General features: G+C 73.0%; 20 protein-coding genes. 11 read left to right on the top strand and 9 right to left on the bottom strand.

Annotated elements, in window-relative coordinates; genetic code table 11:
• Nucleotides 1–45 precede the first annotated feature (45 nt).
• Complete coding sequence (locus EV562_RS06100) at nucleotides 46–699, bottom strand: CatB-related O-acetyltransferase (RefSeq protein WP_166661612.1); 654 nt, start codon at nucleotides 697–699, stop codon at nucleotides 46–48.
• 99 nt (nucleotides 700–798) lie between these two features.
• Here EV562_RS06100 and EV562_RS06095 point away from each other — a divergent pair, with 99 nt between their 5' ends.
• The 6 genes from EV562_RS06095 (at nucleotide 799) to rbsD (ending at nucleotide 7527) form a co-directional block, all read left to right on the top strand.
• Nucleotides 799–1422, top strand: a complete 624-nt coding sequence (locus EV562_RS06095; protein WP_133885633.1) for a TetR/AcrR family transcriptional regulator — start codon at nucleotides 799–801, stop codon at nucleotides 1420–1422.
• 167 nt (nucleotides 1423–1589) lie between these two features.
• The gene (locus tag EV562_RS06090; RefSeq protein WP_133885632.1) at nucleotides 1590–2645 is read left to right on the top strand and encodes a LacI family DNA-binding transcriptional regulator; all 1056 of its coding nucleotides are present in this window, start codon (nucleotides 1590–1592) and stop codon (nucleotides 2643–2645) included.
• A complete protein-coding gene (locus EV562_RS06085; protein WP_133885631.1) occupies nucleotides 2642–4189 on the top strand; it encodes a sugar ABC transporter ATP-binding protein in 1548 nt (515 codons plus the stop codon). The genes EV562_RS06090 and EV562_RS06085 overlap by 4 nt, the downstream gene beginning before the upstream one ends.
• On the top strand, nucleotides 4179–6134 hold the full coding sequence (locus tag EV562_RS06080) for a substrate-binding domain-containing protein (RefSeq protein ID WP_133885630.1): 1956 nt from the start codon (nucleotides 4179–4181) through the stop codon (nucleotides 6132–6134). Before EV562_RS06085 ends, EV562_RS06080 begins: the two co-directional genes overlap by 11 nt.
• Before the next feature lie 101 nt (nucleotides 6135–6235).
• Nucleotides 6236–7141: a ribokinase gene (locus EV562_RS06075; protein ID WP_133885629.1), complete on the top strand. Its 906-nt coding sequence runs from the start codon at nucleotides 6236–6238 to the stop codon at nucleotides 7139–7141.
• Nucleotides 7138–7527, top strand: coding sequence for a D-ribose pyranase (gene rbsD / locus EV562_RS06070; RefSeq protein ID WP_133885628.1), 390 nt, complete (start codon nucleotides 7138–7140; stop codon nucleotides 7525–7527). Before EV562_RS06075 ends, rbsD begins: the two co-directional genes overlap by 4 nt.
• A gap of 226 nt (nucleotides 7528–7753) precedes the next feature.
• Here the strand turns inward: rbsD and EV562_RS06065 are convergent, their stop codons facing one another.
• From EV562_RS06065 to EV562_RS06055, 3 genes are read right to left on the bottom strand one after another with little or no spacing between them, the layout of a single operon-like run.
• Nucleotides 7754–8620 (bottom strand): sugar phosphate isomerase/epimerase family protein, encoded by an 867-nt coding sequence (locus tag EV562_RS06065; protein WP_133885627.1) that lies wholly within the window; start codon nucleotides 8618–8620, stop codon nucleotides 7754–7756.
• The gene (locus EV562_RS06060) at nucleotides 8617–9777 is read right to left on the bottom strand and encodes a dihydrodipicolinate synthase family protein (RefSeq protein WP_133885626.1); all 1161 of its coding nucleotides are present in this window, start codon (nucleotides 9775–9777) and stop codon (nucleotides 8617–8619) included. The genes EV562_RS06065 and EV562_RS06060 overlap by 4 nt, the downstream gene beginning before the upstream one ends.
• Nucleotides 9774–10925, bottom strand: a complete 1152-nt coding sequence (locus tag EV562_RS06055; protein WP_166661611.1) for a Gfo/Idh/MocA family oxidoreductase — start codon at nucleotides 10923–10925, stop codon at nucleotides 9774–9776. Before EV562_RS06055 ends, EV562_RS06060 begins: the two co-directional genes overlap by 4 nt.
• Before the next feature lie 228 nt (nucleotides 10926–11153).
• Between EV562_RS06055 and EV562_RS06050 the strand changes: the two genes are divergently transcribed.
• Complete coding sequence (locus tag EV562_RS06050; protein WP_133885625.1) at nucleotides 11154–12221, top strand: LacI family DNA-binding transcriptional regulator; 1068 nt, start codon at nucleotides 11154–11156, stop codon at nucleotides 12219–12221.
• A 556-nt stretch (nucleotides 12222–12777) separates the two neighbouring features.
• The gene (locus EV562_RS06045) at nucleotides 12778–13578 is read left to right on the top strand and encodes a sugar phosphate isomerase/epimerase family protein (RefSeq protein WP_166661610.1); all 801 of its coding nucleotides are present in this window, start codon (nucleotides 12778–12780) and stop codon (nucleotides 13576–13578) included.
• Here the strand turns inward: EV562_RS06045 and EV562_RS06040 are convergent.
• Complete coding sequence (locus tag EV562_RS06040) at nucleotides 13562–14209, bottom strand: GNAT family protein (protein WP_133885623.1); 648 nt, start codon at nucleotides 14207–14209, stop codon at nucleotides 13562–13564. The two genes, EV562_RS06045 and EV562_RS06040, sit on opposite strands and share 17 nt — an antisense overlap.
• Nucleotides 14206–15144, bottom strand: a complete 939-nt coding sequence (locus EV562_RS06035; RefSeq protein WP_133885622.1) for an EamA family transporter — start codon at nucleotides 15142–15144, stop codon at nucleotides 14206–14208. The genes EV562_RS06040 and EV562_RS06035 overlap by 4 nt, the downstream gene beginning before the upstream one ends.
• A 102-nt stretch (nucleotides 15145–15246) precedes the next feature.
• Here EV562_RS06035 and EV562_RS06030 point away from each other — a divergent pair, with 102 nt between their 5' ends.
• Complete coding sequence (locus tag EV562_RS06030) at nucleotides 15247–16206, top strand: LysR family transcriptional regulator (RefSeq protein ID WP_133885621.1); 960 nt, start codon at nucleotides 15247–15249, stop codon at nucleotides 16204–16206.
• Nucleotides 16207–16404: 198 nt separating this feature from the next.
• Nucleotides 16405–18252 (top strand): glycoside hydrolase family 3 protein, encoded by a 1848-nt coding sequence (locus EV562_RS06025; protein WP_133885620.1) that lies wholly within the window; start codon nucleotides 16405–16407, stop codon nucleotides 18250–18252.
• An 89-nt stretch (nucleotides 18253–18341) separates the two neighbouring features.
• Here EV562_RS06025 and EV562_RS06020 read toward each other — a convergent pair whose 3' ends face one another.
• The 3 genes from EV562_RS06020 to EV562_RS06010 form a co-directional block, all read right to left on the bottom strand.
• Nucleotides 18342–19766 carry a S28 family serine protease gene (locus EV562_RS06020; RefSeq protein ID WP_133885619.1) on the bottom strand — a complete coding sequence of 475 codons (1425 nt, stop codon included), beginning with the start codon at nucleotides 19764–19766 and terminating at the stop codon, nucleotides 18342–18344.
• Nucleotides 19767–19830: 64 nt separating this feature from the next.
• Nucleotides 19831–20223, bottom strand: a complete 393-nt coding sequence (locus EV562_RS06015) for a hypothetical protein (protein ID WP_133885618.1) — start codon at nucleotides 20221–20223, stop codon at nucleotides 19831–19833.
• An 87-nt stretch (nucleotides 20224–20310) separates the two neighbouring features.
• Nucleotides 20311–24051: an ABC transporter ATP-binding protein gene (locus tag EV562_RS06010; RefSeq protein ID WP_133885617.1), complete on the bottom strand. Its 3741-nt coding sequence runs from the start codon at nucleotides 24049–24051 to the stop codon at nucleotides 20311–20313.
• A 275-nt stretch (nucleotides 24052–24326) separates the two neighbouring features.
• Here EV562_RS06010 and EV562_RS06005 point away from each other — a divergent pair, with 275 nt between their 5' ends.
• The gene (locus EV562_RS06005) at nucleotides 24327–25136 is read left to right on the top strand and encodes an endonuclease (protein ID WP_133885616.1); all 810 of its coding nucleotides are present in this window, start codon (nucleotides 24327–24329) and stop codon (nucleotides 25134–25136) included.
• Nucleotides 25137–25142: the final 6 nt, after the last annotated feature.

Here is a 25142-nt window from a genome sequence, read left to right as displayed (position 1 = left end):
TTTCTGGCGCGGGGCGGGTTCGGGCGGTGCGGCGAGGAGGCGGTGTCAGGGCCGGTCGATCCGCGCGGCGGCCTCCTCCAGGTCGGCGACGCTCCCCGACATGATCGTCCGTACGTGCGCGGTGATGTGCCGCACGGGCCAGTCCCACCACGCCACGGCGAGGAGCCGGGCGACGTCCTCGGCGTCGTAGCGGGTGCGGATCAGCCGGGCTGGATTGCCGCCGACGATGCCGTAGTCGGGGACGTCGGCGGTGACCACGGCGCCGGCCGCGACGATCGCGCCGTGCCCGATGCGCACACCCGGCATGACGGTGGCGCCGTGGCCGAACCACACGTCGTTGCCGACGACCGTGTCTCCCCGGCCCGGCAGCCCGGTGATCAGGTCGAAGTGCTCGGCCCAGGAGCCGCCCATGGTGGGGAACGGGAAGGTGGAAGGGCCGTCCATGCGGTGGTTGGCGCCGTTCATGATGAACCGGGTGCCCGTCCCCAGCGCGCAGTACTTGCCGATGACGAGCCGCTCGGGACCGTAGTGGTAGAGGACGTTGCGCGTCTCGAACGCGGTCGGGTCGTCCGGATCGTCGTAGTAGGAGAAGTCACCGACCTCGATCAACGGTGACTTCACGAGCGGCTTGAGCAGCACCACGCGCGGGTGCTCGGGCATCGGGTGGAGGACGGTGGGGTCAGCGGGAACGGGCGGCATCGTGGAGGCGTTCCTCTCCGGTGAGGCTAGAGCGACAACCGTCGCATTAAGATGCTGACACAGCCCTGCCGCCTTGATCAACCGGATACTGGATTGCCGATGACAGACCCACTGGACACGACGGACCGCCGTCCGGGCGGCCGCACCGCCCGCGTCCGCGCCCAGGTCCTCGACGCGGTGCGCGCCGAACTCGCCGAACGCGGGCACGAAGGACTCACGATGGAGGGGGTCGCGGCGCGGGCCGGAGTGCACCGCGCCACGGTCTACCGGCGCTGGCGCGACGTCGGCGGCCTGCTCGCCGACGTCATCGGCGCCGCCGGTGAGATCGACTGGCAGCCGCCGGACACCGGCTCGCTGCGCGAGGACCTGACGGTTCTCAATCGGGAGATCCAGGAATCCCTGGTCGTGCAGCCGTCGTTCGCCGTCGCCCTGATGGCCGCCTCGTTCCACTCCGAACAGGCCGCGCGGGCCCAGACACGGCTGTGGACGGACCGGTACGCCCAGTGCGAGGTCCTCGTCGAGCGTGCCGTCGAGCGCGGCGAACTCCCCGGACAGCACCTGGACGCGCGGAGCCTGCTGATCGCCGCCACGGCGCCGGTCTACCACCGGTTGGTGCTGCTGCGGGCCGATCCGGACCCGCGCCTCCCGGAACAGGCCGCGCGGGCGGCGGTCCTGGCGGCCGCCGCGGGCGCCTTCCGCGTCCGCCGGGAAGAGAGCGCGTGACCGACCACGCCCCAGGTCCGTTCGTTTCGCCGTAGCCACGGGAACAGGACCGTCCCGCCCCTGCCCGGTCACGATTGGGTCTCGGCGGGACTCCACCCCTTGATTCCCTCCCGTGTAATCGTTTCCAATCCTCCGTGTAATCGATTCCACGAGGAGGTGGAACGACGATGGCGAGCATCAAGGACGTTGCCGCCGAGGCGGGCGTGTCCGTCGCCACGGTCTCGCGGGCGCTCAACGGCCACCCCTCGGTCAGCCCGGCCGCCCGCGCCCGCGTACTGGCCGCCGTCGAGACGCTGGGCTACCGGCCGAACGCCGTCGCCCGCTCCCTGCGCACCGACCGGACCCGCACCCTGGGCCTGGTCATCAGCGACGTGATGAACCCGTACTTCACCGAGCTGGCCCGCTCCGTCGAGGAGGAGGCCCGCGCGCTCGGCTACAGCGTCATCATCGGCAACGCCGACGAACGCCCCGACCTCCAGGACCACCACGTCACCACGCTCCTCGACCGGCGGATCGACGGGCTGCTCGTCTCCCCCACCGACGGCGGCTCCCCGCGCATGCTGGAGGCCGCCCGGGCCGGGACGCCGATGGTCTTCGTCGACCGGTGGATCCCGGGCGTGGACGTGCCCGTGGTGCGGTCGGACGGGCGCGCCGCGGTACGGGACCTGGTCGCGCACCTGTACGGGCTCGGGCACCGCCGGCTCGCGATCATCGCCGGGCCCGCCGCCACGACCACCGGACGCGAGCGCGTCGACGCCTTCCGCGAGGCGCTCGGCGCGTACGGGCTCCCGCTGCCCGACGCCTACATCGGCCAGGGCGACTTCCAGGCCGGCAGCGGGCGCCGGGTCACCGAGGGCTTCCTCGACCTGCCCGAGCCGCCCGGGGCCGTCTTCGCCGCCGACAACCTGATGGCGCTCGGCGCGCTGGACGCCGTACGCGCGCGGGGGCTGCGCGTCCCCGAGGACATAGCGCTGGCCGCGTTCGACGACATCCCGTGGTTCGTGCACACCGATCCGCCCGTCACCGCGATCGCCCAGCCCACCCGCGAGCTCGGCCGTGCCGCCGTACGCGCCCTGGTCGAGCGGATCGCGGGGCGCGCCGGGGAGTCCGTCGCCCTCCCGGCGCGGCTCGTCGTACGCCGCTCGTGCGGTGAACCCGGCGAGCCCGGCGAGCCCGCCCCCACGACCCCGTCCCCGTCCCCCGTACGAAGGAGTACGCCGTGAGCAGCCGCAGTCCGGACGAGTTGCTGCGCATCGAGGGCATCCGCAAGACCTTCCCCGGCGTGGTCGCGCTCGACAGCGTCGACTTCGACCTGCGCCGGGGCGAGGTGCACGTGCTCCTCGGTGAGAACGGCGCGGGCAAGAGCACGCTCATCAAGATGCTCTCCGGCGCCTACACGCCCGACGCCGGGCGGATCCTGGCCGGCGGCGAGGAGGTGCGCATCCACGGTGCGCAGGACGCCGAGCGCCTCGGGATCGCCACGATCTACCAGGAGTTCAACCTGGTCCCCGACCTGACGGTCGCCGAGAACATCTTCCTGGGCCGCCAGCCGCGCCGGTTCGGCATGATCGACCGGAAGCGGATGGAGGCCGACGCCGAGGTGCTCCTGGAGCGGGTCGGGGTCAGCGTGTCCCCCCGCGCCCGGGTGCGCGAACTCGGGATCGCACGGCTCCAGATGGTCGAGATCGCCAAGGCGCTCAGTCTCGACGCGCGCGTGCTCATCATGGACGAGCCGACCGCCGTACTGACCTCCGAGGAGGTCGAGAAGCTGTTCGCCATCGTGCGGCGGCTGCGCGAGGACGGCGTCGGGATCGTCTTCATCACCCATCACCTGGAGGAGATCGCCGCGCTCGGCGACCGGGTCACCGTGATCCGGGACGGCCGCAGCGTCGGCCAGGTGTCCGCCGCCACCCCCGAGGACGAGCTGGTGCGGCTCATGGTCGGACGGTCCATCGAGCAGCAGTACCCGCGCGAGCGCACCGGCGCCGGCGCGCCCCTGCTCAAGGTGGAGGGACTCACCCGGGACGGCGTCTTCCACGACGTGGGCTTCGAGGTGCGGGCCGGTGAGGTCGTCGGCATCGCGGGGCTGGTCGGGGCCGGGCGCACGGAGGTGGTGCGGGCGGTGTTCGGCGCCGACCCGTACGACGCGGGGACCGTGCACGTCGAGGGCGCGCCGCTGCGCCGGCACGACGTGAACGCGGCCATGGCGGCCGGGATCGGGCTGGTGCCCGAGGACCGCAAGGGTCAGGGGCTCGTGCTCGACGCCTCCGTCGAGGAGAACCTCGGGCTCGTCACGCTCCGGTCCACCGCACGCGCCGGACTCGTCGACCTCAAGGGGCAGCACGCGGCGGCCGAGCGGATCGCCGAGCAGCTCGGCGTGCGGATGGCCGGGCTCGGGCAGCACGTGCGGACGCTGTCCGGCGGCAACCAGCAGAAGGTCGTCATCGGCAAGTGGCTGCTGGCGGACACCAAGGTGCTGATCCTCGACGAGCCGACGCGCGGCATCGACGTCGGCGCCAAGGTCGAGATCTACCAGCTCGTCAACGAACTGACCGCGGCCGGAGCCGCCGTGCTGATGATCTCCAGCGATCTGCCGGAGGTCCTCGGCATGAGCGACCGCGTGGTCGTCATGGCGCAGGGCCGCGTCGCGGGCGAACTCCCCGCCGAACAGGCCACCCAGGACGCCGTGATGGCGCTCGCCGTCAGCACGCAGCACACCAGCGACTCCCCCCACGACGACGGAACGGAGGCCTCCCGTGGCCACTGACACGCTCAAGAGCAAGCCGGGCGCGCAGGGCGCCACGGGCGGTCTGCGCCGCCTGCTGCTCGACAACGGCGCGCTGACCGCGCTGATCGTCCTCGTCATCGCCATGTCGGCGCTGTCCGGGGACTTCCTGACCACCGACAACCTGCTCAACGTCGGCGTCCAGGCCGCCGTCACCGCGATCCTCGCCTTCGGCGTCACCTTCGTCATCGTCTCGGCGGGCATCGACCTGTCGGTCGGTTCGGTCGCCGCGCTGTCGGCCACCGTGCTGGCCTGGAGCGCCACCGAGGCCGGCATACCGGTCGCGCTCGCGGTGCTGCTGTCCGTCCTGACGGGCATCGCCTGCGGCCTGGTCAACGGCTTCCTCATCTCCTACGGGAAGCTGCCGCCGTTCATCGCGACGCTCGCCATGCTGTCGGTGGGGCGCGGTCTGTCGCTGGTCATCTCGCAGGGTTCGCCGATCGCCTTCCCCGACTCGGTCTCGCACCTCGGCGACACCCTCGGCGGGTGGCTGCCGGTGCCGGTGCTCGTGATGATCGTGATGGGGCTGATCACGGCCTTCGTCCTCGGACGCACTTACATCGGCCGGTCCATGTACGCCATCGGCGGCAACGAGGAGGCCGCGCGGCTGTCCGGGCTGCGGGTGAAGCGGCAGAAGCTCGCCATCTACGCGTTCTCCGGTCTGTTCGCCGCCGCCGCGGGCATCGTGCTCGCCTCCCGGCTGGCCTCCGCGCAGCCGCAGGCCGCGCAGGGCTACGAGCTGGACGCCATCGCCGCCGTCGTCATCGGCGGTGCCTCGCTGGCGGGCGGCACCGGCAAGGCGTCGGGGACGCTGATCGGCGCGCTGATCCTCGCCGTGCTGCGCAACGGCCTCAACCTGCTGTCCGTCTCCGCGTTCTGGCAGCAGGTCGTCATCGGTGTCGTCATCGCGCTGGCGGTGCTCTTCGACACCCTGCGGCGCAAGGCGGGCGCGGTCACACCGGCGGCCGGGGCGTCCGGCGGCGGCAACCGGGGCAGGCAGGCGCTCACGTACGTGATCGCGGCCGTCGTCGCGGTGGCCGTCGTCGGCGCGACCTCGCTGCTGCACAACGGCTCCTCCGGCGGCAAGGACCAGAAGATCGGGCTGTCGCTGTCCACGCTCAACAACCCGTTCTTCGTGCAGATCAGGAACGGCGCCGAGGAGGAGGCGAAGAAGCTGGGCGTGGACCTGACGGTCACCGACGCCCAGAACGACGCCTCCCAGCAGGCCAACCAGCTCCAGAACTTCCTCAGCGGCGGCCTGTCCTCGGTCATCGTCAACCCGGTGGACTCCGACGCGGCCGGCCCCTCGGTGCGCTCGGCGAACAAGGACGACGTCCCCGTCATCGCCGTGGACCGAGGCGTCAACAAGGCCGAGACGTCGGCTCTGGTCGCCTCCGACAACGTCGAGGGCGGCAAGCTGGGCGCCCGTGCGCTCGCCGAGAAGCTCGGCGGCAAGGGCACGATCGTCGTCCTCCAGGGCCAGGCCGGCACCTCCGCCAGCCGGGAGCGCGGGGCGGGCTTCGCGGCCGGGCTGAAGGAGTACCCGGGCATCGAGGTCGTCGCCGCGCAGCCCGCGGACTTCGACCGCACCAAGGGCCTCGACGTGATGACCAACCTGCTCCAGGCGCACCCGGACGTCGACGGCGTCTTCGCGGAGAACGACGAGATGGCGCTGGGCGCGATCAAGGCGCTGGGCGCCAAGGCCGGCAAGTCGGTCCAGGTCGTCGGCTTCGACGGCACCCCGGACGGACTGAAGGCGGTGGAGACGGGCTCGTTGTACGCGTCCGTCGCGCAGCAGCCGAGGGAACTGGGCAGGATCGCCGTACGGAACGCGCTGCGGGCGGCCGAGGACGAGAAGGTGGAACAGACGGTGAAGGTGCCCGTGAAGGTCGTCACCAAGGAGAACGTGGCGGGCTTCGAGGGCTGAGCCCGGCCCGCCGGGTGCGCGGGCGGGCGGTCGGTCACGGCGACCGTCCGCCCGCCCCGTTCGGATTCACTCGTTCGATTCATTCGATCGGAGAACGACTGATGTACGACTACGACCTGCTGGTCGTGGGATCGGCCAACGCCGACCTGGTGATCGGTGTCGAGCGGCGGCCCGAAGCCGGTGAGACGGTGCTCGGCTCCGACCTGGCCGTCCATCCGGGCGGCAAGGGCGGCAACCAGGCCGTCGCCGCCGCCCGGCTCGGTGCCCGCACCGCCCTGCTGGCCCGGGTCGGCGACGACGCGCACGGCCGGCTGCTGCTCGACGCGCAGCGGGCGGCCGGCGTCGACACGGTCGGTGTCCTGGTGGGCGGCGCCCCGACCGGGGTCGCGCTGATCACCGTCGACCCGTCCGGGGACAACAGCATCGTGGTCTCGCCGGGCGCCAACGGACGGCTGGGGCCGGGCGACGTGCGCGCCGCGGCCAGCCTCTTCCACGCCTCCCGGGTGGTCTCCACGCAGTTGGAGATCCCGCTGGAGACGGTCGTGGAGGTCGTCCGCTCCCTCGCGCCGGACAGCCGCTTCGTGCTGAACCCGTCGCCGCCGAGGCCGCTTCCGCAGGAGGTGCTGGCGGCCTGCGACCCGCTGATCGTCAACGAGCACGAGGCGAAGGTCGTCCTCGGCGAAGCCTGCGTGAGCGAACGCCCGGAGGACTGGGCCGCGCTGCTGCTGGCCAAGGGCCCGCGCTCGGTGGTGGTGACCCTGGGCGCCGAGGGCGCGCTGGTGGCCTCGGCGGCCGGGGGCGTGACCCGGGTGCCGTCCGTGGAGGTGGACGCCGTGGACACGACCGGCGCCGGTGACGCGTTCACCGCGGCGCTGGCCTGGCGCCTCGGCACCGGCGAGTCGCTCGCCGACGCGGCGGCGTACGCGGCCCGGGTGGGCGCGGCGGCGGTCACCAAGGCGGGGGCGCAGGAGTCGTACCCGACGGCGGCGGAGGCCGAGGCGCTGTGAAGAAGGCGGGAATACTCAACCGTCACCTCGCGGGTGCCCTCGCCGGACTCGGCCACGGCGACGGGGTCCTGGTGTGCGACGCGGGCATGCCCCTTCCCGACGGGCCGCGCGTCGTCGACCTGGCCTTCCGGGCCGGGGTGCCGTCGTTCGCGGAGGTGGTGGACGGCCTGCTCGCGGAGCTGGTCGTCGAGGGTGCGACGGCGGCCCGGGAGGTCCGGGAGGCCAACGCGGAGTGCGCCGCGCTGCTCGACGGGCTCTTTCCGGCGCTCGCACTCGTCCCGCACGAGCGGCTGAAGGAACTGGCGGCGGGCGCCCGGCTGATCGTGCGCACCGGGGAGGCCCGGCCGTACGCCAATGTGCTGCTGCGGTGCGGGGTCTTCTTCTGAGGACCGCGCGTCGCGGATGTCCGCAGCGGACAGCGGGGCGCGCAGTCCGCAGCGGACCGCCCGTGGACGCGCCGGAGACGTTTGAGGGGGCCCGGTCGACGACCGGGCCCCCTCGGGTTTCCCCTCCCCTTCGGAACTCCGGGATTTCCCCCCCGGGTACCCCCACGGGAGTTCCGATGCCCAGTACGACCCGCGGACCCCCTGGAGGGTTGCACGGTCGCCGGAACTATTTTCCGGGACCCGAGTCCGCCGGTCCGTCACCGGCGTGCGCGGCGAACCGGGCCGCCGTCTCGGCCAGCACCTCCCGCCCGTCGCGCGCCCACAGCCCCTCGTTGAACAGCTCGACCTCGATCGGGCCGGTGTACCCGGCGGCCTCGACGTACGCCTTCCACTCGCGCATGTCGATCGCGCCGTCGCCGATCTGGCCGCGGCCGTTGAGGACGCCCTCGGGCAGGGGGGTGGTCCAGTCGGCGAGCTGGAAGGTGTGGATGCGCCCGCCCGCACCGGCCCTCGCGATCTGCTCGGGGGCCCGGTCGTCCCACCAGACGTGGTACGTGTCCACGGTGACGCCGACCTGGTGGGCCGGGAAGCGTTCGGCGAGGTCCAGCGCCTGGGTGAGGGTGGAGACCACGCAGCGGTCGGCGGCGTACATGGGGTGGAGCGGTTCGATGGCCAGGCGTACGCCGTGCTGTTCGGCGTACGGTGCCAGCTCCGCCAGCGCGTCCGCGATGCGTTCCCGGGCGGCGCGCAGGTCCTTGTCGCCGGCGGGCAGGCCGCCCGAGACCAGGACCAGGATGTCGGTGCCGAGGGCGGCGGCCTCGTCGACGGCGCGACGGTTGTCGGCCAGGGCCGCGGCCCGCTCCCCGGGGTCGGTCGCCGTGAGGAAGCCGCCGCGGCACAGGGTGGTGACCCGCAGGCCCGCGTCCCGGACGAGTTTCGCGGCCGCCTCCACGCCGTAGGCCTGCACCGGCTCGCGCCACAGGCCGACGTTGCCGACGCCCAGGTCGCGGCAGGCGGCGGTCAGTTCGGGCAGCGAGAGCTGTTTGACCGTCATCTGGTTGATGCTGAAGCGGGACAGGCCGGGTCGGCTCATCGGTTCACTCCGTACAGCGCGAGCAGGTTCCGCATGCGCTCCTCGGCGAGCTTCGGGTCCGGGAACAGGCCGAGACCGTCGGCGAGTTCGTAGGCGCGGGCGAAGTGCGGCAGGGAGCGCGCCGACTGGAGACCGCCGACCATGGTGAAGTGGCTCTGGTGGCCGGCCAGCCAGGCCAGGAGGACCACGCCCGTCTTGTAGTAGCGGGTGGGGGCCTGGAAGAGGTGGCGGGAGAGTTCGACCGTGGGGTCGAGGAGGGCGCGGAAGCCGTCCGTGTCCCCGGTGTCGAGGACGCGGACCGCCTCGGCGGCCAGCGGGCCCAGCGGGTCGAAGATGCCGAGCAGGGCGTGGCTGAAGCCCTGGTCGTCGCCCGCGATCAGCTCGGGGTAGTTGAAGTCGTCGCCGGTGTAGCAGCGCACGCCCTGCGGCAGGCGGCGGCGCAGGTCGACCTCGCGCCGGGCGTCCAGGAGGGAGACCTTGATGCCGTCTACCTTGTCGGGATGGGCGGCGATGACCTCCAGGAAGGTGTCGGTCGCCGCGTCCAGGTCGGCGGAGCCCCAGTAGCCCTCCAGGGCCGGGTCGAACATCGGACCCAGCCAGTGCAGGATGACCGGTTCGGCGGCCTGGCGCAGGAGGTGGCCGTAGACCTCCAGGTAGTCGTCCGGGGTCCGCGCGGTGGCGGCGAGGGCGCGGGAGGCCATCAGGATCGACCGGGCGCCCGACTCCTCGACGACGGCCAGCTGTTCCTCGTACGCCGTGCGGACGTCCGCGAGGGTGGTGCCGGCGGTCGCGGTCAGCTGGTCCGTGCCGACGCCGCAGGCGATGCGGCCGCCGACCGCCTTCGCCTCGGCGGCGGAGCGGCGGATCAGCTCGGCCGCCGTGGGCCAGTCCAGGCCCATGCCGCGCTGTGCGGTGTCCATCGCCTCGGCGACGCCCAGCCCGTGCGACCACAGGTGGCGGCGGAAGGCGAGGGTGGCGTCCCAGTCGACGGCGGCGGGCGCGTCGGGGGTGGTGTCCGCGTACGGGTCGGCCACGACGTGCGCGGCCGAGAAGACCGTACGGGAGGTGAAAACGCCTCCCGGGGAGAGGGTCCGCGGCTCGGTGCGGGGTTCGTAGGCGCGCAGGGTGCCGTCGGGGCCCGGCAGGTGGAGGGTCACAGGCCGATCTCCGGTACGTCGAGGCGGCGGCCCTCCGCGGAGGACTTCAGGCCCAGCTCGGCGAGCTGGACGCCGCGGGCGCCGGCCAGCAGGTCCCAGTGGTAGGGGGCGTCGGCGTAGACGTGCTTGAGGAACAGCTCCCACTGGGCCTTGAAGCCGTTGTCGAACTCCCCGTTGTCGGGCACCTCCTGCCACTGGTCGCGGAAGACCTCGGTGGCGGGGACGTCCGGGTTCCACACCGGCTTCGGGGTGGCCGAGCGGTGCTGGACGCGGCAGCCCCGCAGGCCCGCGACGGCGGAGCCCTCGGTGCCGTCGACCTGGAACTCGACCAGCTCGTCCCGGTGGACGCGGACCGCCCAGGAGGAGTTGATCTGCGCGATCGCGCCGCCGTCGAGCTCGAAGACGCCGTACGCGGCGTCGTCGGCGGTGGCGTCGTAGGGCTTGCCCTTCTCGTCCCAGCGCTCGGGGACGTGGGTGGCGGTGAGGGCCTGGACGGACTTCACCCGGCCGAACAGCTCGTGCAGGACGTACTCCCAGTGCGGGAACATGTCGACGACGATGCCGCCGCCGTCCTCGGCACGGTAGTTCCAGGACGGGCGCTGCGCCTCCTGCCAGTCGCCCTCGAAGACCCAGTAGCCGAACTCGCCGCGCACGGACAGGATCCGGCCGAAGAAGCCGCCGTCGATCAGGCGCTTGAGCTTGAGCAGGCCGGGGAGGAAGAGCTTGTCCTGGACGACGCCGTGCTTGACGCCCTTGTCCCGGGCCAGGCGGGCGAGTTCGAGGGCGCCGTCGAGGCCGGTGGCGGTGGGCTTCTCGGTGTAGATGTGCTTGCCCGCGGCGATCGCCTTCGTGATCGCCTCCTCGCGGGCCGAGGTCACCTGGGCGTCGAAGTAGATCTCGACGCTGTCGTCGGCCAGGACCGCGTCCAGGTCCGTGGAGACGTGCTCCAGCCCGTGCCGCTCGGCCAGCGCCCGCAGCGCGTGCTCGCGTCGGCCGACCAGGACCGGCTCCGGCCACAGCACGGTGCCGTCGCCCAGGTCGAGGCCGCCCTGTTCGCGCAGCGCCAGGATGGAGCGGACCAGGTGCTGGCGGTAGCCCATGCGCCCGGTCACACCGTTCATGGCGATACGCACCGTCTTGCGTGTCACGTCATTCCCTTCGTACGAGCCATGCCGCGAGCCGCGGATCGAGCCCGAGCCGTACAGCAAGCGCTTTCTATACAGAACGAAGCTAGCCTGTGGACGGTGGTCTGGACAAGACCGCGGTTCGGGTGGGGTTCGGGTGAGTTGTTCGAGGGGACGTCCGGCGGCGGGCGGTGGCCTTAGGGTCACCCGGTACGGCGTTCGGCTCACACGCGCGATGCGGAGGACGAGGACATGACGGTGACACTGGCGGACGTGGCGGCCCGCGCCCAGGTCTCCCCCGCGACGGTGTCGCGCGTACTGAACGGGAACTACCCCGTGGCCGCGTCCACCCGGGAGCGGGTGCTCAAGGCGGTCGACGAACTGGACTACGTGCTCAACGGCCCCGCGAGCGCACTGGCCGCGGCCACCTCCGACCTGGTGGGCATCCTCGTCAACGACATCGCCGACCCGTTCTTCGGCATCATGGCCGGCGCCGTCCAGTCCGAGATCGGCGGTCCCGGCGGCAGAGCGGGCGGCGAGAGACTCGCCGTGGTCTGCAACACCGGCGGCACCCCGGAGCGCGAGCTGACCTACCTCACGCTGCTCCAACGGCAGCGGGCGGCGGCCGTGGTGCTGACCGGCGGCGCGATGGAGGACGAGGCCCACCAGGCGGCGGTGGCGGCGAAGCTGCGCAGGCTCACGGAGGCCGGGACCCGGGTGGTGCTGTGCGGGCGGCCGCCAGCGCCGGACACCGGGGCGATCGCGCTCACCTTCGACAACCGCGGGGGCGGGCGGGAGCTGACCGAGCACCTGATCGGCCTCGGGCACCGGCGGCTCGGCTACATCGCGGGTCCCGAGGAACGCACCACGACCCGGCACCGGCTGGAGGGGCACCGCACCGCGCTCGCCGCGCACGGCATCGAGGAGGACCCCCGCTGGACGGTCCACGGCCGCTACGACCGGCAGGCGGGCTACGAGGCCACGCGGGAGCTGCTGCGCAGGGACCCCTCGCTGACCGCGGTCGTCGCCGCGAACGACACGGTCGCGCTGGGCGCGTGCGCGGCGCTGCGCGACGCGGGGCTGCGGATCCCGGACGACGTGTCGGTGGCCGGCTTCGACGACCTGCCGTTCAGCATCGACGCGGTGCCCGCGCTGACGACGGTGCGGCTGCCGCTGGCGGAGGCGGCGGCGCGGGCGGGGCGGGTCGCGATGGGGCGGGAGGAGGCGCCGGCGGGCGGGATCGCCACGGTGCGGGGGGAGTTGCTGGTGCGGGGGTCCTCCGGACGGCCGCGGGGGTCCTCCGGACGGCCGCGAGGGTGAGACGGGCCGTCGGTCGTCGCGGTGGGCCCGCGTCGGGGTGGCCGTTCTGGGGGCTGCGCCCCCAGGCCCCCCTCCGGCCCTGAACGGGCCTCGTCCTCAAACGCCGGACGGGCTGGGAGTGCCGGCCTGCGTCGCCGTGCGGATGGCTGGGAATGCCGGCGCGCGTCGTCTGCGGATGGGCTGGGAATGCCGGCCTGCGCCCCTGTGCGGACGGGCTGGGTGGGAGAGACGGCCTGCGTCTCCGTGCGAACGGCCTGGGAATGCCGGCCCGCATCGTCTGCGGACGGGCTGGGAATGCCGGCCTGCGCCCCCCTGCGAACGGCCTGGGAATGCCAGCCCGCGTCCCCGAGCGGACGGCCTGGGAGAGACGGCCTGCGTCGCCGTGCGGACGGTCTGGGAGAGACGGCCGGCGTCGTCTGCGGATGGGCTGGGAATGTCGCCTGCGCCCCCGTGCGGACGGGCTGGGAGCGACGGCCTGCGTCCCCGGGTGACCGGGCTGGATTCACCGGTTCGCGTCGACAGGTAAAACAGGTGATCGCGGGTACGCTCCGTGGGCATGAAGCTGGCGTTCTCCACTCTCGGTGTTCCCGGACTGCCCCTGGCCGACGTGCTGGGGCTCGCGACCGCGCACGGTTACCACGGTGTCGAGTTGCGCGCCCATCCCGAGGAACCGGTCCACCCGGGCCTCGGCCCCGACGAACGGGCCGCGGTGGCCGCCGAGTTCAAGGCGGCCGCTGTCGAACCGCTCGGTGTGGCCGGGTACGTGCGGGTCGCCGCGCCCGGTGACGACGACGCCGTGATCGCCGAGGTGCGGGGCCTGCTGGACCTCGCCCACGACCTGGGCGCCCCCTACGTACGGGTCTTCCCCGGCGGCGGCACCGACCAGAGCGCCGAGGAGGCCGACGCGGTGGCCGCCCGGCGGCTGGGCACGGCCGCCGAGTACGCCACCGGACTCGGCGTGCGCATCCTGCTGGAGACCCACGACTCGCACCGCACGGGCGCCGACGCGATGCGCGTCCTCGGGCTGGTCGGGCACCGGCAGGTCGGCGCCCTGTGGGACGTGATGCACACCTGGCTGGGCGGGGAGCAGCCCTCGGAGTCGTACGCGGCGCTCTCCCCGCACCTGGGCTACGTGCAGGTCAAGGACATCGCCTCCGCCGAGGACACCACGCCGCTGGCCCTGGGCGCCGGGGTGCTGCCGCTCACCGAGGTGGTGGACGTGCTGTCCCGGCACGGCTGGGACGGCTGGCTGTGCTGGGAGTACGAGAAGCGGTGGTACGAGGACGCCGCGCCGCTCCCCGACCTGCTCGCGCAGGGACGCGAGCACCTCGCCCGGCTGCTCAGCGACGCGGCGTAGACACCGGCGGCGCCGCTCCCGAGCGCACCCGGCTCTCCAGCCGCTCCCGGCACCGCGGCCACTCGGCCGACGTGATCGAGTAGATCGCGGAGTCGCGCAGCCTGCCCTCCTCCCCCGGCACGGAGGAGCGGGACCAGTTGCGCAGGACGCCCTCGAAGCGGGCACCGGCCTTCTCGATCGCGGCGCGGGAGCGCCGGTTGCGGGCGTCGGTCTTGAGGTCGACGCGGGACACGCTCCAGACCTCGAAGGCGTGGCGGAACAGGAGGAGCTTGGCCTCGGCGTTCATGCCCGTGCCCTGCGCGGAGCGGGCCAGCCAGGTGAAGCCGACCTCGACGGCGTCGAGCGCGTCGTCGGTGAGCCAGGAGCGGGGTTCCCAGTAGGAGGTGGCGCCCACGGCGCGGCCGGTGGCGAGGTTGACCTGCGCGTAGGGCGCCAGCCGTCCGGTGGCCGCCCTGGCCAGCTGGGCGTCGATGTAGGCGCCGACCTCGCCGGCCTCCGGGACCCACGTGAACGCGTAGGTGGCGCGGTCCTCCTGCGCCGCCGCCTCGAGGTCGGCCGCGTGCTGATGCCCCAGCGGCTCCAGTCGCACCCGTATGCCTTCGAGGACCGGGGCGTTCAGTGTGAAGGTCACCGGACGGATTCTTCAGCCGGGGCGGGGAGGCGTCCAGCGAATTCCGGGGAGATGCGGACGGTCGTCCCCCGCCGCCGCCTGCGGGCAGGGGTGAGCGTGGTCAGGGCCACCCCGCCCACCAGCAGGGCCGCGGCGCACCAGCGCAGCGGGGTCACCGCCTCGCCCAGGAAGAGGGCCGCCGACGACATGCCGAAGACCGGGACCAGGAGCGAGAACGGGGCCACCGTCGAGGCGGGGTGACGGCGCAGCAGCCAGCCCCAGGCGCCGAAGCCGAAGACGGTCGAGACCCAGGCGACGAACAGGATGGTGCCCGCCCCCTGCCAGTCCAGGGCGCGCAGCGCCGCGAGGTCCTCGCCGGGACCCTCGGTGAGCAGGGAGAGGGCCAGCAGGGGCAGCACGGGGACCGTGGAGACCCACACCATGAAGTTCAGGGCGTCGGGCGGGGACGCCTTGCGCGTCAGGACGTTGGACACACCCCACGCCGCCGCCGCGCCGATCACCATCAGGAAGGCGCCCAGCGGGCCCGAGGTGCCCTCGTCGACCGCCGCCACCGCGATGCCGGACAGCGCGACCAGCATGCCCAGCACCTGGACGCGGGAGGGCCGTTCGCGCAGTACCGCGGCGGCGATCACCGCGGTGAACACCGCCTGGATCTGCAGGACGAGGGAGGACAGCCCGGCCGGCATGCCCGCGTCCATGCCCACGAAGACCAGGCCGAACTTGGCCACGCCCAGGACCAGTCCCACCGCCACGATCCACTTCCAGGCCACCTTCGGGCGGCCCACCAGGAAGACGGCGGGCAGCGCGGCGGCCAGGAAGCGCAGGGCGGAGAAGAGGAGCGGCGGGAAGTGGTCGAGGCCGATCTCGATGACCGTGAAGTTCACGCCCCACACGGCGGCGACGAGCACGGCGAGGACGAGGTGGGAAGGTCGCATGCGTCGAGGATCGACCCGGCGGACCGTGTAGCACCAGCGATGATTGCTGCATGGTTGGATGAAGCAGCGCTGTCCTTTCCTCGTCCGTCACCGGGAGCCGCCATGCTCGACCTCCAGCGTCTGCGTGCCCTGCACGCCGTGTCCGTGCACGGGACGGTCGGCGCGGCCGCGGCGGCGCTCGGTTTCACCCCGTCCGCCGTGTCGCAGCAGATCGCCAAGCTGGAGCGGGAGACCAGGACGGTGCTCCTGGAACGGGAGGGCCGCGGCGTGCGGCTCACCGACGACGCCTGGCACCTGGTCGACACGGCGAGGGAGCTGCTGGCCCTCGTGGAGCGGGCGGAGACCCGGCTGGAGGAGCGGCGCGGGGTGCCCTCGGGGCGGCTGACCATCGCCGCGTTCGCGTCGGCCGCGCGCGGCCTGCTGCCGTCCGTCCTGGCCGACCTGGCGGTGCGCCACCCCGCGCTCGACGCGCGGCTCACCGAGGTCGACCCGCACCTGTCCGTGGACCTGGTGGCCAAGGGTGCCGTCGACCTGGTGGTGGCGCACGACTGGGACATCGCCCCGCTGCCGGCGCCGGCCGGGGTCGAGCAGGCGCCGATCGGCGAGGACCTGTGCGACCTGCTGGTCCCCGAGGGCCACCGCCTCGCGGGGAGGACCGCCGTGAAGCGGGCGGAGCTGGGCGGGGAGCGGTGGATCTGCCAGCCGCCCGGGCGGGTGTGCCACGACTGGCTGCTGCGGACGCTGCGGGGTGCCGGTCACGAGCCGGACATCGTGCACCAGGCGGACGAGAACCCGACGCTCGTCGCGCTGGTCGCGGCCGGTCTCGGCATCGCCCTCATCCCCCGGCTGGGGCGTGGCCCGCTGCCGGCGGGGGTGGTGGAGGTGCCGCTCGACCCGATGCCGGTACGGCGGCTGTACGCGCTGTGGCGCACGGGCGCGGCGCGCCGCCCGGCGATCGCGGAGACGGTCCGCACGCTGCGGGCCCGCTGGCCGGACGCCTCGGCCCACGGCACCCCGGCGCCCGGGACCGCGGCCGTGGCCGTGGCCGTGGACTCCGCCTGACCCACGTCCTGGCCCGCCGGCCCTGGCCCGGTCCGGGCGGGACGGGACGGGCGGGCGTCTTTCCAAGGGCTCGGCCGCGCCGCCGGGGCACGTCCGCCGCCCGGGCGACTCGTGTGCGGTCCCTTGACTGGCGAAAACTTCCCGGATATTGGTGACTCCTTGGCAGTTTCCTTCAGCAGCCCTCCGGAAGGAGCGCACGTGCACCACAGCAGCACGGCCGGCACGGGAAGCACCGCACAGCCCTCCAGACGTACCGTCCTCACCGCCACCGCGGTCGTCACCGCGGCTCTCGCGGCCGGGGGCGGCACGGCGTACGCCGACGCCCGCAGGCCCGACGACGACAAGCTCCGCGGCCTCATCTCCCGGATGACGCTGGAGGAGAAGGTCGGTCAGCTCTTCGTCATGCGGGTCTACGGCCACTCCGCGACCGATCCCGACCAGGCGGACATCGACGCCAACCTGGAGGAGATCGGCGTCCGCACCGCGGCCGAGCTGATCGCCCGGTACCGGGTCGGCGGCATCATCTACTTCGCGTGGGCGCACAACACCCGCGACCCGCAGCAGATCGCCGACCTGTCCAACGGCATCCAGAAGGCGTCCCTGGAGCAGCCGCGCGGCCTCCCGGTGCTGATCTCCACGGACCAGGAGCACGGGATAGTGGCCCGCGTGGGCGCTCCCGCCACCCTCTTCCCGGGCGCGATGGCCGTCGGGGCGAGCGGGTCGCGCTCCGACGCCCGCACCCTCGGCCGGATCGCGGGTGCCGAGCTGCGCGCGCTGGGCATCCGTCAGGACTACGCCCCCGACGCCGACGTGAACGTGAACCCGGCCAACCCGGTGATCGGCGTGCGGTCCTTCGGCGCCGATCCGGAGGCGGTGGCGGAGCTGGTGGCCGCCGAGGTGACGGGGTACCAGCGCTCGGGGGTCGCCGCCTGCGCCAAGCACTTCCCGGGGCACGGCGACACCGCCACCGACAGCCACACCGGCTTCCCGGTCATCACGCACACCCGCGAGCAGTGGGAGGAGCTGGACGCACCGCCCTTCCGCGCCGCGATCGAGGCGGGCATCGACGCCATCATGACCGCCCACCTGATGGTGCCCGCGCTCGACGACTCCGGCGACCCGGCGACGCTGTCCCGTCCCATCCTCACCGGCATCCTGCGCGAGGAGCTGGGCTACGACGGGGTGGTGGTCACCGACTCCCTCGGCATGGAGGGCGTACGGACGAAGTACGGTGACGAGCGGGTGCCGGTGCTGGCGCTGAAGGCGGGCGTGGACCAGCTGCTCAACCCGCCCGACCTGCCGCTCGCCTGGAACGCCGTCCTGACGGCCGTACGGGAGGGCGAACTCACCGAGGCGCGGCTCGACGAATCGATCCTGCGCGTGCTGCGGCTGAAGGCCAAGCTGGGGCTGTTCCGGGACGCGTACACCACGCGCCGGGACGTGGACCGGACCGTCGGCACCCGGGCGCACCTGGCCGCGGCCGACCGGATCGCCGAGCGGTCCACCACGCTGCTGGTCAACGAGGGCCCGCTGCTGCCGCTTTCACGCCGCAGGCACCCCAGGCTGCTGGTCGTGGGCGCCGATCCGGCCTCGCCGTCGGGCACGACCGGGCCGCCCACCGGAGTCCTCGCGCAGGCGTTGACGGAACTGGGCTTCACGGTCACCGCCCTGTCCACCGGGACCGCGCCCTCCGCCGCCGTCGTCGACCGCGCCGTCGCGGCGGCCGGGGACGCCGACGCGGTGGTCGTCGCCACGTACAACGTGACCGCGGGCAGCAGCCAGCGCACCCTGGTCACGCGGCTGTCGGAGACCGGGAAACCGGTCGTCGCGGTCGCCGTCCGCAATCCGTACGACGTGGCCCAGCTCCCGGGCGTCCCCGCCGTACTCGCCGCGTACTCCTGGACCGACGTGGAGGTGCGGGCGGCGGCCCGGGTGATCGCCGGGCGGGTGCGGCCGCGCGGGAAGCTGCCGGTGCCGGTGGTGCGCGCGGACGATCCGGAGACGGTGCTCTTCCCGCTGGGGCACGGGCTGACCTACCGGTCGTAGCCGGTCACGGCCGCCCGCCGGGCGGGGAGGCGAGGGTGCCCGGCCGCTGCGAGCGGCCGGGCACCGTCGTCACGCCCCGGCGGGGGGCGTCACGGGCGCAGCGCCGGCTCGCGCTCGACGTCCCGCTTGTCCAGCCTCGCGTCGAACGCCGCCAGCGGCCTGGCCGCCGACGGGTTCTCCTGGACCTTGGCGGGTGCGACGCCCGCCCAGTCCAGGATGCGGGCGGTGGCGAGGGCCTTCTGGTCGGGGACCAGACCGGCCACGTTCGCGCCGTGGTTCATGCCGGGCGCGGTGAGGACGTAGCTGTCCCGCGCGCCGTGGCCGAGGCGGAAGCGCTCGGCGCCCCACGGGTCGTTCTCGCCGTACACGAACAGCATCTGCCGGGCGTTGTGCTTCACCCACGTGTCGACGTCCCGCATCGCCCACGGCTCGAACTTCATCGGGATCGAGCGGGGCACGAAGTTGCGCGGCGGCTGGTAGCCGTAGCGGACGTACTTCTTCTCGATGTGCGGGAAGTGGATCGTGGGCGCGCCCAGCTGGGTGCCCGCCTGGTAGTAGTACGGCGTGTACGTCTCCAGGCCCTGGTCGGTGTAGGCGGAGAAGCCGGAGATGGTGTCGACGGAGTCCCAGATCGCGTCGTCGGTGGCGTTCTTCGCGTCGGCCGGGATGTCGGCGCAGTCGGCGAGGGTGCTGTACTGCCAGAAGCCCCAGACGTAGTCGAGGACGACGGCCTCGTAGGCGCGGTCGAGGCTGCCGATGGTGTCGAAGGTGTAGCCGTTCTCGGCCGCGTACGACGCGTACTTCTTCTCCAGCGGCGCCCGGCGCACCAGCGCCTCGCGCTGCACGCCGTTCAGCTTGTCGCGGCACTCCTCGGTGCCGACGCGGGTGAAGAAGCGGTCGTAGGCCGAGTCCTCCTTGTTCACCACGTCGTTGGGGGCGACGTAGGCGACGACGCCGTCCATGTCACGCGGGTAGAAACGCTCGTAGTAGGTGGCGGTCATGCCGCCCTTGGAGCCGCCGGTGGAGATCCAGTTCTCGGCGTAGAGCGGCTTCAGTGCCTGGAAGATGCGGTGCTGGTCGCTGGCGGCCTGCCAGATGTCCAGCTTGGACCAGTCGGCCGGGGCGGGCCGGGACGGGGTGAAGTAGCGGTACTCCATGGAGACCTGGTTGCCGTCCACGATCTGGGTCGGCTCGCGGCGGCTGGGGGTCGTGGAGACGTTGTAGCCACCGGTGTAGAAGACCGTCGGCCGGTTCACGTCCTTGTGCAGCACGGTGATCCGCTGCTGGAACGTGCCCTTGGACGGATGCCGGTGGTCCACCGGCTGGGTGTAGTTGAGGACGAAGAAGCGGTAGCCGGTGTACGGCTTCTCCTCGATCAGGCTCATGCCCGGTATGGACAGCAGCCGGTCCTTGATGTCGACGGCCTTCGGCTCGGCGGCGGTGGCCGCGCCCGCCGTGCTGACGGTGCCTATGAGCACCACGAGCGCCAGCAGCCATCTGAGCGCCTTGCGCATGCACCCTCCCTGTGAAACGGATGTTCGCCGGAAGCTATCGGAGCCGGTCCCGCGAACACCAGGGTCAGCAGAGGATCCAGCCGGAACTGACCGCGCTCCCGGACACCTTGCCGGTCACCCACACACAGCGCTTCCCGGCGTGCACGGTCACCGGCCCGGCCAGCCGGGCGAACCGGCCCGAGTCCACGACGGCCCGGCCGCCCCGCGCCCGTACGCCGACCGACATCTGCCGCTTCGCACCGGGCTTCCGGGGGACGGTGACGGCGCACACGTAGCCGCCGCGCTTGTGGACGAGGACGGAACCGGTGGCGAAGTGCAGCGTGCGCACCGCCCGGCCCGGGCATCCCGTGGCGGCCCGCGCCTCCTGCGGCAGCGCGACGCCGAGCAGCGCGGCCGCGCTCAGCACGGCCGTGCCGAGCGCCAGCCGACGGCGGGTTGCGGCACCGGCCCGGCCCACTGCGGTCCCCCTCCGTAGGGCGATCACCGACGACGTACGCAGGTACGGACGCACGGCCGGTGTCGAATGGTTGCGCGAACGGCGGGCTCAGCGCGCCGCGCCGACCGGCTCCTCCGGCTCGGGGGCGCCGACGAAGGTCCGCCACAGCCGCGCGTACCGCCCGTCCAGGGCCAGCAGTTCGTCGTGCGTGCCGTCCTCCGCGACCCGTCCGCCGTCCATGACGACGACCCGGTCCGCGCGGGCGGCCGTGGTGAGCCGGTGCGCGACCACGAGCGTCGTGCGGCGGCCCGCGACGCGGTCGGTGGCCTGGTTGACCTGTGCCTCGGTGGCCAGGTCCAGGGCCGCCGTCGCCTCGTCGAGGAGCAGCACGTCCGGGTCGACCAGCTCGGCCCGGGCCAGCGCGATCAGCTGCCGCTGGCCCGCGGAGAGGTTGCGGCCCCGCTCGGCGACCTCGTGGAGGTAGCCTCCGGCGAGCGTGGCGATCATCTCGTGCGCGCCGACCGCCCGCGCCGCCGCCTCCACCTCGGCGTCGGTGGCGTCCGGCCGGCCGTAGGCGATGGCGTCCCGGACCGTGCCGGGGAAGAGGTACGCCTCCTGCGGGACGACGCCGAGCCGGTGCCGGTAGGAGGTGAGGTCGAGGGCGCGCAGGTCCTGCCCGTCGACGGTGACCCGGCCACCGGTCGGGTCGTAGAACCGGGCCACCAGCTTCACCAGGGTCGACTTGCCCGCGCCGGTCTCACCGACGAAGGCGACGGTCTGCCCGGCCGGGATGCGCAGGTCGATGCCGCTCAGCGCCGCCTCCGCGGCGTCCTCGCCGCCGTAGCCGAAGTGCACGTCCTCGAAGGCGATCTCGCCGCGCAGCGAGGTCACCTCGGACGGCTTCTCGGCGGCGCGGGTCGAGGTCGGCTCCCGCAGCAGTTCCTGGATGCGGCCCAGTGAGACGGACGCCTGCTGGTAGCCGTCGAAGACCTGGGAGAGCTGCTGGACCGGCGCGAAGAACAGGTCGATGTAGAGCAGGTACGCCACCAGCGCGCCGGTCGTCAGCGTGGCTTCGTCGATCCGCCCGCCGCCCACGACCAGCACGGCCGCGGCGGCCGCCGAGGACAGCAGCTGCACGAACGGGAAGTAGATCGAGATCAGCCACTGTCCGCGGATGCGGGCCTGCCGGTAGCTGTCGCTGCGCTCGGCGAACCGGCGCCCGCCGTCGTGCTCGCGCCGGAAGGCCTGCACGATCCGCAGGCCCGCCACCGACTCCTGGAGGTCGGCGTTGACCGTGGACACCCGCTCGCGGGCCAGCTCGTACGCCTTGACGCTCGCCTTGCGGAAGAAGTACGTGGCGATGATCAGCGGCGGCAGCGTCGCGAAGACGATCAGGGCGAGCTGCACGTCGATCACCAGCAGGGCGACCATGATGCCGAAGAAGGTGACGACCGAGACGAAGGCGGTGACGAGTCCCGTCTGCAGGAACGTCGACAGCGCGTCCACGTCCGTCGTCATCCGGGTCATGATCCGGCCGGTCAGTTCGCGTTCGTAGTAGTCGAGGCCGAGCCGCTGGAGCTGGGCGAAGATCTTCAGCCGCAGCGAGTACAGGATCCGCTCGCCGGTCCGTCCGGTCATGCGGATCTCACCGGTCTGCGCCCCCCACTGGGCGAGGACGGCGAGCAGTCCGAGCAGCGAGGACGCCCACACCGCGCCGAGGGCCACCTGGGTGACGCCGTCGTCGATGCCGTTGCGGATCAGCACCGGCAGCAGCAGGCCCATGCCCGCGTCCACGGCCACCAGGGCGAGGCTGATCAGCAGCGGGGTGCGGAAGCCGCGCAGCAGGCGCCGCAGGCCGTAGGACGACTCGGGCCGCACCGCCTGCGCCTCGTCGATGTCCGGGGTGCCGTCGGCCGGGGGCAGCGCGTCGACCTGGGCGAGCAGCTCCGGGGTGGCCGGGGTGCCGGCGAGCGCCGTGTCCTTGGGCGCGCGGTCGCCGGTCCACAGCCGGGGCGTGACGCCGCGCTCGGCGTCGAACTCGGCGTCCAGCTCGTCCCGTACGGAGGTGTCCTCCGCCTTCTCGGCGGGGCGCGTGTGGCCGGGCGAGACGGCGCCCAGCTCGTCGGGGTCGGTGAGCAGGCGGCGGTAGAGGGCGGACCGCTCCTGGAGCTCCTCGTGGGTGCCGAGGTCGGCGAGCCGGCCCCGGTCGAGGACGGCGATGCGGTCGGCGAGGCCGAGGGTGGAGCGGCGGTGGGCGATGAGGAGCGTGGTGCGGCCCCGCATGACCTGCTTCAGCGCCTCGTGGATCTCGTGCTCCACGCGGGCGTCCACGGCGGAGGTGGCGTCGTCGAGGACGAGCAGCCGGGGGTCGGTGAGGATCGCCCGGGCGAGCGCGACGCGCTGGCGCTGGCCGCCGGAGAGGGTCAGCCCGTGCTCGCCGACGGTCGTGCCGTAGCCCTCGGGCAGCTCGGTGATGAACCCGTGCGCCTGCGCGGCCCGCGCGGCGGCCTCGATCTCCTCGTCGGTGGCGTCCGGGCGGCCGTAGGCGATGTTGGCGCGGACCGTGTCGGAGAAGAGGAAGGAGTCCTCGGGCACCAGCCCCACGGCGGCCCGCAGCGAGTCGAGGGTCAGCTCGCGCACGTCGTGGCCGCCGACGAGGACGGCGCCGCGCGTCACGTCGTAGAAGCGTGGCAGGAGCAGCGAGACGGTGGACTTGCCGGACCCGGAGGAGCCGACGACGGCGAGGGTCTCACCGGCGCGGATCTCGAAGGAGAGCCCGTCGAGGACCGGCCTCGGCTCCCCGTCGCCCGTGTCGTAGCCGAAGGCGACGTCGTCGAACTCGACGGTCGCGGGCGCGTCGGCCGGCAGCGTCTTCGTGCCGTCCTCGATGGCCGGCTCGGTGTCGATCAGCTCCAGGACCCGCTCGGTGCCCGCGCGGGCCTGCTGGCCGACGGTGAGCACCATGGCCAGCATGCGGACGGGACCGACGAGCTGGGCGAGGTAGGTGGAGAAGGCGACGAAGGTGCCGAGGGTGATGTGTCCGCGTACCGCCAGCCAGCCGCCGAGGGCGAGCATGGCGACCTGCCCGAGCGCGGGGACCGCCTGGAGGGCCGGGGTGTAGGTGGCGTTCAGCCTGATGGTGCGCAGCCGTCCGGCGAAGAGCCTGCGCCCGACCTCCCGGAGCTTCCCGGTCTCCTGCTCCTCCTGCCCGAAGCCCTTGACCACGCGTACGCCGCTCACCGAGCCGTCGACCACCCCGGCGACGGCGGCGGCCTGGGCCTGCGCGTACCAGGTGGCGGGGTGCAGCCGGGTGCGGCTGCGGCGGGCGATGAACCAGAGCGCGGGCGCGACGGCCAGCGCGACCAGGGTGAGCGGCAGGGAGAGCCACGCCATGATCACGAGGGAGATCAGGAAGAGCAGGACGTTCCCGATGGTCATCGGGAGCATGAACAGCAGGCCCTGGATCAGTTGGAGGTCGCTGGTGGCCCGCCCGATCACCTGCCCCGTGGACAGCTGGTCCTGCCGTCTGCCGTCCAGCCGGGTGATCGTCCCGTACATGTCGGTGCGCAGGTCGTGCTGGACGTCGAGGGCGAGCCGGCCGCCGTAGTAGCGGCGCACGTAGGTCAGGCCGTACACGGCGAGCGCGGCGCCGATCAGGAGGCCGGCCCACACGGCCATGTCCCTGGTCTTGTCGCCGATCACGTCGTCGATGATCACCTTGGTGATCAGCGGGACGAAGGCCATGACGGCCATTCCGCCCAGTGAGGACCCCAGGGCCAGTACGACGTCCTTGGGATACCGCCAGGCGTACCCCGCCAGTCGTCGCACCCAGCCCCGTTGCGCGTCCACGCCGTGCCCTCCGGTCGGTCGTTCCTGCTCACCTGATCTACCGGAAGGCACCAACACGGGCGAGCGGGGATTTCATCCCGCCGTAACAATCGGCCGGGTGATCGGCGCCGGGCGGGGTGGGGCGGCCGGGTCGTACGGCTGCGCCTGTTCCGGGCCGAACCGGCGTATACGGCCACCGTCACGCAATCGCCACGCTCCGTACACCCCACCTCCTACATGTCCATGTCACGCTCGATCTACCGCACGACTCCACACGCGTAGATCGGACACCCCACATGCTCGCGATACGCACCCGCCGCCGGAAAGCGGCGGCTCTCGCCGCGGCCGTACTCGCCGTGCTCGCCACCCCCGGCCTGACGGCGAGCCCGGCCACGGCGACCACGGCGACGAACACGGACTACGACGCGACGTACTACAAGGACGCGATCGGCAAGACGGGCACGAGCCTCAAGTCGTCCCTCCACACGATCATCAGCGACCAGACGAAGGTCTCGTACGCGGCGGTCTGGGACGCGCTCAAGGCCACCGACGAGGACCCGGGCAACAGCGGCAACGTGATCCTGCTCTACTCGGGCGTCTCCCGCAGCAAGTCGCTCAACGGCGGCGACAGCGGCGACTGGAACCGTGAGCACGTGTGGGCCAAGTCCCACGGCGACTTCGGCACCTCCACCGGCCCCGGCACCGACCTGCACCACCTGCGCCCCTCGGACGTGGGGGTCAACAGCGCCCGGGGCAACAAGGACTTCGACGACGGCGGCAGCGCGGTCAGCGGGGGCGGCGGCAGCCTCACCGACTCCGACTCCTTCGAACCCCGCGACGCCGTCAAGGGCGACGTGGCCCGCATGATCTTCTACATGGCGGTCCGCTACGAGGGCGGCGACGGCTTCCCCGACCTGGAGGTCAACGGCCAGGTCGGCAACGGCAGCAACCCGTACATCGGCAAGCTCTCGGTGCTGAAGACCTGGAACGACGAGGACCCGCCGGACGCCTTCGAGGAGCACCGCAACCAGGTCGTCTACGACGACTACCAGCACAACCGCAACCCGTTCATCGACCACCCGGAGTGGGTGGAGTCGATCTGGTAGGCGGCC

The organism is Streptomyces sp. BK208, from assembly GCF_004364245.1.
GTDB lineage: Bacteria > Actinomycetota > Actinomycetes > Streptomycetales > Streptomycetaceae > Streptomyces.
This window is presented reverse-complemented; position numbering and strand designations above follow the sequence as displayed.

Excerpts from the sequence above, each read along its gene's own strand:
- EV562_RS06030 (WP_133885621.1), top strand. The coding sequence starts at position 15,247 with ATGCTCGACCTCCAGCGTCTGCGTGCCCTGCACGCCGTGTCCGTGCAC.
- EV562_RS06090 (WP_133885632.1), top strand. The coding sequence starts at position 1,590 with ATGGCGAGCATCAAGGACGTTGCCGCCGAGGCGGGCGTGTCCGTCGCC.
- EV562_RS06005 (WP_133885616.1), top strand. The coding sequence starts at position 24,327 with ATGCTCGCGATACGCACCCGCCGCCGGAAAGCGGCGGCTCTCGCCGCG.
- EV562_RS06050 (WP_133885625.1), top strand. The coding sequence starts at position 11,154 with ATGACGGTGACACTGGCGGACGTGGCGGCCCGCGCCCAGGTCTCCCCC.
- EV562_RS06035 (WP_133885622.1), bottom strand. The coding sequence starts at position 15,144 with ATGCGACCTTCCCACCTCGTCCTCGCCGTGCTCGTCGCCGCCGTGTGG.
- EV562_RS06065 (WP_133885627.1), bottom strand. The coding sequence starts at position 8,620 with ATGAGCCGACCCGGCCTGTCCCGCTTCAGCATCAACCAGATGACGGTC.
- EV562_RS06095 (WP_133885633.1), top strand. The coding sequence starts at position 799 with ATGACAGACCCACTGGACACGACGGACCGCCGTCCGGGCGGCCGCACC.
- EV562_RS06100 (WP_166661612.1), bottom strand. The coding sequence starts at position 699 with ATGCCGCCCGTTCCCGCTGACCCCACCGTCCTCCACCCGATGCCCGAG.
- EV562_RS06075 (WP_133885629.1), top strand. The coding sequence starts at position 6,236 with ATGTACGACTACGACCTGCTGGTCGTGGGATCGGCCAACGCCGACCTG.
- EV562_RS06045 (WP_166661610.1), top strand. The coding sequence starts at position 12,778 with ATGAAGCTGGCGTTCTCCACTCTCGGTGTTCCCGGACTGCCCCTGGCC.
- EV562_RS06020 (WP_133885619.1), bottom strand. The coding sequence starts at position 19,766 with ATGCGCAAGGCGCTCAGATGGCTGCTGGCGCTCGTGGTGCTCATAGGC.